Genomic DNA, 10806 nt, shown 5'->3' on the forward strand with positions numbered 1-10806 from the left:
TTGATTTCATATTACTATTGTATAATGCTTTTTTATTTTAGTCTAGTCTAACAATTCATACCTTTGTATCTCTTTTGTTGTTTCTTCTTTTTTATCATTATCAACCCCAACAGTCACAAAGTTTACTCCAATAAATATAACCATGTAAAACAATACCAAGGCAAAGCCCAAACCCTTTAATAACTTCATTTTCTTTTCTCTACTTTCTTTTTTTGTGTTAGTCTTTTTAGTTTATCTTAATTATATATACTCTTAAAACCCAAGGGGTAAAAATCCCCCCTTACAATCCTACCATTTCATCAAGCCAGCTAGAGAAATTGGCTTCCTTTGTATCTTCCTCATTCCATTCAAAATCTTCCAAGTATGTTCTATTAGTGATTAGTTTGACACGTTTGTTTTGGTATTGGGGATCTAAATAGAATAGGGGGTCTCTTCACTATACAAGTTAGCGAGGACCCGAACTCTTTTCCTATACTCTACTCGTTTTATTGGACCACTTTTTGAGACAATTCTAGTGTATATGTTTTATACAATTGATGGCAAGTTTGATTCTCTCCTATTTTAATCAAGGAAACACAAGGTAAGACAAGTCCTGACCAGATAGACTCTAGTATTTCCTCACGATTTGAATGTTCTTCTAACTTGGCAACAATCTGAGGAGCCATCTTATAGTAGGATTCAATTTCCTCCTGACCACCATCTTTAAAAGCTAGATAAGAATCCCTGAATTTTCGCAAAGTCATCAATTCATCACAGTCATCTGCCAATCCCTTGTAAGTTACAGCTGCTTCTGTCAAATAACTACCTCTTTGTTCAATCTGATAGTAAGCATCTGGTTCACCAAAAAATCCAGTTCTAGAGTGCACATATCTCTCTGCATCACTCCTACGTTGAAAAACAGCTACTTCTCTTCCCTTACGATATACAATAAATTCCATTTCTTTTACCTCCCTATCTTACAATATTTAATAATTCCTCATAACTTGAAACCACATCATAGATGTGCTGGTCATTAATCAATCCAGCTTGAGCTAACGCTTTAAAATGAGCACGCGCACAGGAAATTTTTGCTTGCTCAGCTTGTTTTAATTGAAGACTAGACATAGATCCTTTCGTTTCTGCAACAAAATAGATATGTTTGACACTACCTTCACGGAAGGCGATTGCCCAGTCAGGGTTATAGTTCCCAAGCGGAGTCGCAATACTGAACTTCCCTGGTAGCTTCACATAAACACGAACATCCTCGTATTGTTCCAAAGATTCTTTAAAGGTCTTCTCCGTATTGGAATCAACTTTTACAAAATTGTAAATCCCTTTTTTGGATTCAAGTAAGTGATCATCTGATCTGTTAGCAGTTTCAGGATTGTCATAAAACAAGTCCATATCATACTCTTCATTTAACACATTATACTGGATATGCTTGATAATTTGACTTGCTTTTTGTTCATTAATGAGCTTTGAAACCTTAAGAATAAACTCTTCAGGATTTTGTTTAAACTTGTCAAATTGGTAGACATAGATTTTACTTAATATTTCCGCAACCAATTTACGAGTTAAACCAGTCTGTTCAGCAATCTCCCCTAGCAAATCATATTTGGTCATAATCTGCGAATCCGTTAGATATTCTTGTTGGCGATCATTTTCAGCCACTATCAGATGGAGTCCTTCTTCCTTACTCATCTCAGTAGCGCTTGCTTGAGTTATATGAAAGCTTGGCTTGCTAACGACTAATTTCTCATTGATATAGTCAACCGAATGTTTTACCAACTCCGTATCATCAAACTCTACTTGATAGCTTGTCTTTCGATTGATTTGCTTCCAGAGATTTAAGAATTCTTTTCGGGCAATATTTTCTTGATTGACCTCATTTGAGAATTGAATTACCGCATTATTCGCATTTTCAATTTCATACTGTCCTGCATGATAAACGCTCTCCAATATCTCTACCAGCTTATCCTCATAACCTGCTAGCGTTTCAGACAGTTGTAACTGATGATTTTCTTTTGCAGTAAAATATTCTGTGGTTAATTGTCCTTCACGGTCTATATAGCCTTGTCGAATTAAATCAAAATGAATCGAATCTGCTTGTTCCTTGGTAATTCGTATTGTTTGTCCTTCTTGATTGGTTAGAACTTTATTCGCAAAAAGACTAACATCCACTTTTGCAGGACGATCTGCTAAGAGTTCTTTGATTTCTTCTTGTAGACTTCGAGCAAATTGATCATAACTTTCATTTGCAATTACTGTCAGTTTATTGATTTCATGAACGTCAGTTCCTAAGAGTTCAAAATCCTGACGAATTCCGTTTTGGTCAACTGCTAAACGCATACCACGACCAATTTCTTGACGTTTTCGGGTTTCTGCTGAAGATTGCTTAAGCGTACAAATTTGAAAGACATTAGGATTATCCCATCCCTCTTTTAGAGCTGAGTGAGAAAAGAGGAAACGAACTGGCTCTTCAAAGCTCAATAAACGCTCCTTGTCCTTCATAATCAAGTCATAGGCATCAATGTCATTTGAAAGATTGTTCTTCTTTTCACTAGCAGATTTATAATCCACAAAAATGGTCTTATCTGACTTCTTCACTTTATCTACCGAAAAGTAACCAGCATGAACTGAATTTCCCTCAAGATTAGCCTCCAAATACCTACGATAAGGAGTTGGTTCCTGTGTTCGGATAAACTGGTTTACTTGATTTCGATATTCTTCTTCAAAAATCTGAGCATATTCACCATTATAGGCATCATTATGTTCATCATATTGCTTATACTTGGCTACTTCATCGATGAAAAATAGGGATAATACTTTAATTCTTCGATTGTACAGTTTACTTTCTTTTTCGATATGACTTTTTATAGTCTCTCGGATTTGAATTCTTCTGATGCTAGACTCATCCACTTCCCCTATCACTTCACCGACATGAAGTTCTTGCGTCACGCCAACTTGAAATTTGTTCTCTCTTGCATCAAAGTGACTAAGGGTCATTCCTTTATAAGCAGATAAATTCCCTGATTCAGCGTACAAATCAAAGGGTTCTTCCACCACCTTCAATTTCCTCTTAACACCTGACTGCGTTTTTACTTCAAACTCAACTTTTGCTTTGGGTGCTCCTGTTTTTTGTGGAATGATTTCTTGTAGATATAGATATCCTTGTGTCCCAGTCGTCCCAGTTTGCTCAATAGCCTTAACTGCAATCTTCTTCACTAATTTTTGATTGTAAGCATCCATGGCATCCAATCTATAAACCATATCATGTTTTTCTTTATGGGTAGCCGAATAACGTAGCGTAAACAATGGCTTGAAATCTTTTAGTCTTTCCTTGGTTTGTTTCCCTTCAACAGACTGAGGTTCATCAATAATCATAATCGGATTCATAGCTGCCAAGACATCAATTGGACGGCGCCAACGGAAACTTTCCTGTTCAGAATGAATCCGTCGCGCATCTTTGCCTTTTGCATTAAAGGCTTGAGAGTTGATGACCATGATTTGAAGGTCTGACGAATTGGCAAAACTATCCAAATCACCTAAACGTGAAGAATCGTAGACAAAATAGCGTGGTTGTTTGCCATACTCCATCTGAAAGTGGCTTGACATAATTTGTAATGACTTGAGAACCCCTTCACGAATGGCTACACTTGGAACGACAATGATGAACTTAAGCCAGCCATAACGTTTATTCAACTCCATAATTGTACGGATATAAGTGTAGGTCTTCCCTGTTCCTGTCTCCATCTCTATTGAGAAGTTATAAGCTTCTCGTCCAGCAATCATATCAATCGAGAGTTTATCAGAAGGACGTAAACCATAACGAGTTTGCATAGCATGAACATTTTCACGTACACTTGCTTGACTCAATTGAATCGGTGCATTTCGATACGCATCTAAAACCAAATCTACCTCATCTGACTTGAGACGACCTGGATCCGCCATATACTGAACTCCAGTATGTTTGGCTTGCCCTTGAAATAAATCTGCAATGGCACTAACCGCATCCAACTGAAATTGTTGTTTTTTAAATTGTAGTTTCATAATTCTATATTCTTTTTATTAAATTCACATAAACTATTTCACATCTATAACTATATTTAATAGTTACGCCATATTATATTTCTTTTTAATTTCTTTCACTTTTGATGATGTAATATCGTTAAAATACTCTTTTTCCCACTTCATTGCATCACTAAGTACAAGACAAATAGAAATAAGTTTTTGATTATCTTCTTGTATCTTTCCGTCTTCAACTTTCTTGATAGTATCTTCAAGTTCTTGAATGAATTCTATGGCTAAACTATACATTTCCTTATTAGATAAAAAATATAATTTAGTTATATTTTCATCAATTGCCTTATGTTGCTTTTTTAGATTAGAAACTGTATGATTTGCAAGCAAGTATTCCAAAAGTAGAACAAAATCACTATACAATATCATCCTTTTTTCAAATAAATGTTGTTTTAAGTTATCTTTAAAAGCATGTCTAGTAACCCAGATTGCAATGCTGATAGAAACAATAATCGCAATCGAATCTACTATAATTCCTCCGATACTTATCCAATTATCAGTTGTCAGCTGATAGAACATCGCCTACACCACCTTCACTTTTGTATGAGGTGACAATTCTTTGAAGATTTCACTTACGTTAATCTTATCTGCTGAATTGGCAAATGAGCTATCTCGGAAAACGGCACGGAGTGGTTGTGCTTGAGCGATATGACGGACAACTTCTTCAGATACATCATCTTCAAAACAAGCCATGAGCGAACCTTGATCTACGTCATAAACTTCTGCTCCTGCTACTTTCTCCATATCAATGGCTAGTGACAATTCCATTCCCCAGGTCAGCATCACTTGGAAAAGTAAGTCGAGGCCAGTACGTCCTTCCTTGATATTGGATACACTATCAAAAAGTTCTCCTTGGATAAATTGATCTGGTCGAGCTGAAACATCTTTGAAATTAGAAGAATCTAGCTTGTAAGCTTTAAATCCAAAATCTTGCTTGCCAATCAATTCTGGATGCTCCTCCTGAATCTTGGCAGCAGCACGACGAATCCGCTCACGTGAAAGTTGGTCAATGGTTTCATAACCTGCTTCTTTAGCAGCAGACTTATCGGCTACTTCCTCATCCAACGTACACAAGATAAATTTACGATTTCCACCATCTTCCGCATTCAATTGCATAACTGCGTCTGCCGTAGTACCAGAACCACCAAAGAAGTCTAGAATAAGAGAATTATCTTTTTCATAAGTTTTAGCATCAATTAAAAATTTTAAAAGTCCTGTCGGCTTTGGATTACTAAATATTGAAATTCCATCAAACATTTTTTTCATTTCATTGGTAGCATCAGTATTTGTAGGAATTGCATTCATACTTTTAGAAAGAATAGATACCGGAGGTTTTACATTAACTTCACCAGTATTTCGACGAGCTGTTGGACGTAAAGTTGAAACTGATCTTATTTCAATGTTTCCACCGTTTTGAATCAGTTCATCGATTTTTTCTTGCCCCCATTTGAAGCGTCCAAACATCCTGATATCAGAAACAGGAACACCATTGTTGACCTGTATATCCTCAAGTAATTCGACCTTCAAATCTCCATTTCCATATATTCCTTTCTCAATAACTCCATTATAATTTCCATTATTAATTATTGTTGAGTTACAATTAAAAATACGCATGCTCTTATTATTAGAAATATTCAACATTTCAATAAGTTTGTCTGGGTCAGTAAAGCCTCCTTTCAATTTTACATTTTTTTCTTTTCTATATGCCAACAAATATTCATGAATATTTGCAACTTCTTTGGATAAAAAAGATGGTTGAGTCTTTTTATGCCAAATAAAATCTTGAATAAAATTCTCCTCCCCAAATATCTCATCACAGATAGCTTTCAGATTAGCTTGTTCATTATCATCGATAGAGATAAAGATGACACCTGAATCTTTGAGAAGATTACGCGCTAGACGGAGGCGTGGATACATCATATTGAGCCAGTCTGAGTGATAACGGGCCGAATTTTTTTCATTTTTTGTGAGTCCAATGACCTGGCGTCCTTCTTCATCCAAAAGTTCCATCTCTTCTTTCAGCTCTTCATCTGTTTTTTGGAACTTATCAGAATATACAAAGTCTTTCCCTGTATTATAGGGTGGATCGATATAAATCATATCGATTTTTCCTAGATAGGATTCTTGTAAGATTTTCAAGACTTCTAAATTATCTCCAGTAATAAAGACATTTTCACTGTTTTCAAAGTCAACACTTTCATCAAGATCTGGTCTTAGGGTTTTGGTAGTTGGTCGCCCAGCTTCTGCAATAGCTTCACGCTTTCCAACCCAAGTAAACTCATAGGATTCTCGACCATCCACAATTTCCTCTGATAAAAACTGTTTAAGTTTCTCAAAGTCAATCGCAGGACGTAATTTGCCGTATTCATCCCTCTTTTCCGTCAGAACTTCAGGAAAAAGTTGACCAATTTTTGAAATATTATCTGTAAAAACATCTTTTGAAGTGAGAGTTAATTTCTCAAGTCCAGAGTTTTCACCTGTGTGCTGTGCTGTGCTGTGCTCATGGTAGTATCCTTTCTTAGCTTTGTCAAGCTTTTGTAATTTTAATTTTATAAAAAATTAAGTTGGCTTATCCTATTTTTGTAATGCTTCATTTTTAATACATTACAGCTTCATTTTATCAAAAATAGGGGTTGAAATCAAAAGTGTTCCCTAATCTCAATTTCTGATTTTCCTTTGTCAAAATTTACAATCAATTTTGCTTCTTTAAATCTTCTATTTCTTTCAATGTAGCCTGATAGTCTCTTTTTATTTCTATTTGTTTTCTCATTGATTTTTCAGAATACATCTTTTTCTTTAGCTGTTGTGCCTTCTTATCTAATTTATCTAATTGGTCACTGAGTTCAATAGAGTTTCTAAGATTACTTGTTTCTAAAACTTGTAATTCTTTCTTACCAGTTTCTTTTACAAGACTCTCATAAACGTCATCTAAATCATTTCCCTCAAAGTCAATGCTTACATCATCATGCGTCTGAAAGCGACGGACAATCTTAAAGTGCTTACCATCCTTTTCTTGACTTAAAGGCTCTTTATAATGAATAAGAAGTTCTTCTCTACCTTGTGGATATTTTAATACAAAGGCTGTGTAAATCCCTACTCTTATATCTAGCTGTTCTAATAAAGTGAACGAAACATCCATTTGTTCGAGTTCTATTTCTAAAACCATGATTTGCTTCACTTTTTTTCCAGCAGGAATATTAGTGGTACTTGTATCAATCTGATGAGTAATTTGAATTGCTCTAATCTGTTCTCTTAAATCTTTCTTATCTTTCACAGAAACATTAAGATTATCAAAAAAATCACTATTTCCCTTTTTATGAGGCCGATATAGAATGTGAGGTCTTGATAAGGCTGTATAAGATGGAAATTTAATCATCAGAATCCCCTTTCATCAATATGAAGAAACAAATTAACTCAAAATCATCCATTCCCTCAATGCTGGTATTCATCAAGTCAACAGATCCAAAGTTAAATAGGGCATCCATCGTTGAGATCTGATCATGTTCCATTAGTTGATCGATTGCCTCTTGAAGCAATTCCGAATAAACAACCATTTCTTTACCATCTTTTGTTTGACGATTGAACTTGTCTACCACATGACTCAACGGTTTACTTTGACCCCGACAAATGCTACTGAGGTGCTCCAATATTTTCTTGCTTTCAGACGGAGATAACAGTAGTTCTCCATTTCTATTGATGTAGAGGATATAATATGGGTGAAGCTGATTTTGATTATTTTTTCCTTTTATCTGATCTTTATTTTTTAGGACGAAAATGACACCTTCTGATTCTTTATTGGAGGCAGGTAAAATAGCTTGCAATCCTTTTGGAACTCTTTCTAACTCAGGATGTTCTTCCAAATACTTAAGAAGGTCTATGCGATAATCTTCTAATCCTAAATCCATAATGGAAATACCATCATTCATCTCCTCTAGATCGACCACTTCATCTCTAAGACGTTCTAATTGTTTTCTTCGATAATTATTATCCTCTATTTCTTCACTAGATAAAACATTATCATCAGCTGTTGAAGTCAAGACAGAAATTTTCATCCTCGATTCAACCCTAGACTTAAGATCGATATATTCATCTAACTCAAGGTTTGGCCAAAAGTTAACTAATTGAATGTATTTATTTTGACTACCAATTCGATCCACACGACCAAATCGTTGAACAATACGGACAGGATTCCAGTGGATATCGTAATTGACCATCATGTCTGCATCTTGCAAGTTTTGACCTTCGGAAATCACATCTGTTGCAATTAAAAGATCAATCTCACTCTCATCACCAGGAAACAGAACATCACGAGATTTTGATTTAGGAGAGAAATAAGTTAATAAAGAATTGAGGTCTTTATTTTTAGTTTCCAAAGTTGTTGCAAAACCCTTTGTACCTGAAATCTGAGCAGTGTAAAGACCATACTTATCCAAGACATACTGGCTAATATGTTTATAAAGGTAGTTGGTTGTTGTCGCAAATGCAGAGAAAATAATCAACTTTTTATTACCAGCATTGATTGGATTTGTTAGCTTCTCATCTATCAAGGTAAAAAGAGTCTGCAGTTTTTGGTCTTCTTGTGGCGTTATTTTACTGATTAGATCTTCTAGCTCTATCAATACTGCAAAATCTTGTTCTAACTCGACCTTCCAACTACGATAATCCATATCTTGTAAAGCAATACGATTTTTCTTACCAATAGAGAACTCGAAATTACTATCTTCCAAATCAAAATCATCTTCATCAAGATGAGAATCAAGAGATAAATGATCCAAGCCTGTCAATTCATATTCCTCGATAGCCTTTAAGGTCTTTTCTACATAATCTTTAACAACATCTATTAAAGTATATCGAAAAGCTGCAACAGAACTTTCTAAACGTTTGAGCAGGTTAATCATCATCAGTTTTTTGATACCAGACTCACGACCAAACTGAGTTAAATTCCCCATTTTTCCTTCTTTACTTTTATCGTATTTAGCTCTCTTTGATGGGTAAATATGTATTGATGGTTGATAGATAGTCAACTGTAGTTTATCAAGTAAGTGATATAATTTTTTATAGGTAATTCCGAGATTTGAAACCGTTAAATCAGGTTCAAAATTAAGAGGTTTTAAGCGCTGCGGAAATTCTCCAATAGCTTCTCTATCATAAAATTCGCGAATATGTTTTCTACTTCTGGCTATCGTTACACTATCTAGTACTTTAAAGAAATCAAAATCTAATGTAGATAGCAATTTATCTGTTGTTCTCTCTTCTGCAGGTAGATCAGCCCACTTATTATAAGCAGATTGAGCATTTCTGAAAATATCGTTTATAGATGATTTTGTTTCTAATTTACTATCAATTTGATCCGTATCTCCCTCATAGGCTAAAGCAATTTGATTTTTCAAATCATTAAAGCGATTATTAACAGGTGTGGCTGATAGCATGAGTACCTTTGTAGGAACACCAGACTTTATGATGCGATTCATTAAACGGCTGTATCGATTTTCTCTCCCCTCGGATAAGTCATTTTCGCTAGAGCCTCCATTTCTAAAATTATGGGACTCATCAATAACAACCAAATCATAAGTATGCCAATTATTTAAGGACAGATCAATTCCATTAGAGTGTCCTTTATCTCTACTAAGATCTGTATGATAAAGCACGTCATAAAGCAAATGTCTATCATAAATTGGATTATTTACATAATCATGACGATACATATTCCAGTTATTTTCTAACTTTTTAGGACAAAGTACTAAAATACGTTTTCCTCGATAAGCATAATAAGTCATGACCGCTAAAGCTGTATAAGTCTTCCCTAGACCAACCGAATCCGCTAGAATACATCCATTAAATTTTTCTAATTTAGAAATGATCGATTTTACTGCATCCTTTTGGAAATCATATAACAGCCCCCAAATTTTACTTTCTTTATAGCCAACCCCTTCATTGGGTAAAAAGTCTTCATTGATATCTTCTAAAAATTCATTGAATAAATTATATAGCATCACATAATAAATGAACTCAGGAGAATGTTCTTTATGAGCTAGGTTTAAATTCTCCAAAAACTCTTCTGTAACATCACGAAAATAATCATCTTCTTCCCAAAGATTATCAAATTCATCTAAATAATTTAAACTAAGTGGTGCATGATAGAGGTTTCTACTCGTTTTAAATAGAGAAGCTTCATATCCTAATTCTTTGCGATCAAAGTTTTTCAAACGATCTACTGCCACTACATCATCCGAATTTTCAATTCGAATACCATTTGGCATTTCATCTGTTTCAATATTAATCGATTTGAATTGCGCTTTTCTTCGGATCCAATCAGCACATTCACGAGCAATCGCTTTTTGGGTCAGCTCATTCATCAATTTCAGTTCATACTTGCCACCAAAGATCGATTGTTCCCGTTCTTTTTTGGGTATCGTATATTCACGGAAATCTGTTTTGGTTTCATCTGTTATAAAAGTCGGATTTGTAAAAATAAATTTTAACTCTTCTATATTCTCCAATTCCTCTTTCAACTGCTGATAAGCAAACATAGAAAAGGTTGCTGCTGCAATCTTGACTCGGCTCTCTGATTTCAATTCTTTCTTTAATTCATCTCCAAGACGAATTGATCGATTATCAATTTCCATAATTCCTCCTTGTTAGACTATTTCTACTATTATATCATTCTTTGCAAATTCAAAATAGACTTTTTTCTTCTTTCTAATACTCAATGAAAATCAAAGAGCAATCTAGGAAGCTAGCCGCAGG

Annotated in this window: 7 protein-coding genes; all 7 read right to left on the reverse strand. The window is 34.8% G+C overall.

Annotated features, from left to right (window positions below; translation table 11 throughout):
- Window positions 1–42 precede the first annotated feature (42 nt).
- The 7 genes from HT699_RS05015 to HT699_RS05045 all read right to left on the reverse strand — a co-directional run bounded on the left by HT699_RS05015 (window position 43) and on the right by HT699_RS05045 (window position 10685).
- On the reverse strand, window positions 43–189 hold the full coding sequence (locus tag HT699_RS05015) for a hypothetical protein (protein WP_000770987.1): 147 nt from the start codon (window positions 187–189) through the stop codon (window positions 43–45).
- 296 nt (window positions 190–485) lie between these two features.
- Window positions 486–938, reverse strand: a complete 453-nt coding sequence (locus HT699_RS05020; RefSeq protein WP_172934144.1) for a CFI-box-CTERM domain-containing protein — start codon at window positions 936–938, stop codon at window positions 486–488.
- 13 nt (window positions 939–951) lie between these two features.
- Complete coding sequence (locus tag HT699_RS05025; protein ID WP_172934145.1) at window positions 952–4029, reverse strand: DEAD/DEAH box helicase family protein; 3078 nt, start codon at window positions 4027–4029, stop codon at window positions 952–954.
- Window positions 4030–4092: 63 nt separating this feature from the next.
- Window positions 4093–4578, reverse strand: coding sequence for a hypothetical protein (locus tag HT699_RS05030; protein ID WP_000499891.1), 486 nt, complete (start codon window positions 4576–4578; stop codon window positions 4093–4095).
- A gap of 3 nt (window positions 4579–4581) precedes the next feature.
- Window positions 4582–6360: a DNA methyltransferase gene (locus HT699_RS05035; RefSeq protein WP_172934146.1), complete on the reverse strand. Its 1779-nt coding sequence runs from the start codon at window positions 6358–6360 to the stop codon at window positions 4582–4584.
- Window positions 6361–6751: 391 nt separating this feature from the next.
- A complete protein-coding gene (locus tag HT699_RS05040; RefSeq protein WP_172934147.1) occupies window positions 6752–7435 on the reverse strand; it encodes a DUF4391 domain-containing protein in 684 nt (227 codons plus the stop codon).
- A complete protein-coding gene (locus HT699_RS05045; RefSeq protein WP_172934148.1) occupies window positions 7428–10685 on the reverse strand; it encodes a helicase-related protein in 3258 nt (1085 codons plus the stop codon). The genes HT699_RS05040 and HT699_RS05045 overlap by 8 nt, the downstream gene beginning before the upstream one ends.
- Between the last annotated feature and the right edge of the window lie 121 nt (window positions 10686–10806).

Source organism: Streptococcus sp. 1055 (assembly GCF_013276815.1).
GTDB classification, from domain to species: Bacteria; Bacillota; Bacilli; order Lactobacillales; family Streptococcaceae; genus Streptococcus; species Streptococcus pseudopneumoniae.